Consider the following 836-nt stretch of genomic DNA (forward strand, 5'->3'; position numbering starts at 1 on the left):
TGGCGCGCTCTTGGTGGCCGAGATGAAGAACGGTCTCATCCTGCTCAATATCCCCGGTCTGGCGGAGGGCATGGTGACCGGGGCTTTGATCCTCCTGGCGGTGGGGGCCGACCTCCTCCGCCGGCACGCTCGGCCGTAGCATGGCCCGCGTCGCCCGGGTCCTCCAGCGCATGGCGGCCGACCGGCCGCGGTTCCTCCTGGGGGTCCTTCTCCTTGCGGGGGCGGTGTTCGCGGCCACGACGCCTGACTTCGCGACCCTCTACAACCTCTTCAACATGACCCAGTATGGTGTCGAGATCGGGCTCTTGGCGCTGGGCGAGACGCTAGTGATCCTCTCGGGCGGGGGATCCATCGACCTCTCGGTGGGGTCCATCCTCAGCCTGAGCGGGGTCGTCCTGGGCCTCCTGACCATGCGGGCCCACGTGAACGTGTGGGTTTCGGCGCTGCTCGGCGTCCTGGCTGGGGGCGCCCTGGGCGGGCTCAACGCTGTCCTGATCACGTGGGTGGGGATCCCAGCGCTCATCGTGACCCTCGGGACCCTCTACGCTTATGCCTCGGCGGCGCTCGTCCTCACCAACACCGTGCCCATTTCCGGGCTCCCCAGCAGTTTCTTCCTCCTCGGCCAGCGGGACGTTTTGGGAATCCCACTCCAAGTGGTCGTGGTCTTTTTGCCCGTCGCCGCCCTCCTGCACTACCTCCTCCGGTTCACGGTGTTCGGCCGTGCCCTGTACAGCGTGGGGACCAACGAGGTGGCCGCCCGCTTCGCTACCATCAACGTCCGCGCGGTCCGGTTCTGGGTGTTCACCCTCTCGGGTCTGCTGGCGGGACTCGCGGCA

Annotated in this window: 1 protein-coding gene; it reads left to right on the forward strand. The window is 67.7% G+C overall.

Features of this window, described 5'->3' with window-relative positions; all coding sequences use genetic code 11:
• Nucleotides 1-140: 140 nt before the first annotated feature.
• The coding region (locus tag C4313_RS11220; RefSeq protein WP_352429944.1) for an ABC transporter permease at nt 141-836 on the forward strand (696 nt) is incomplete at its 3' end.

Source organism: Thermoflexus sp., from assembly GCF_040289485.1.
GTDB lineage: Bacteria > Chloroflexota > Anaerolineae > Thermoflexales > Thermoflexaceae > Thermoflexus.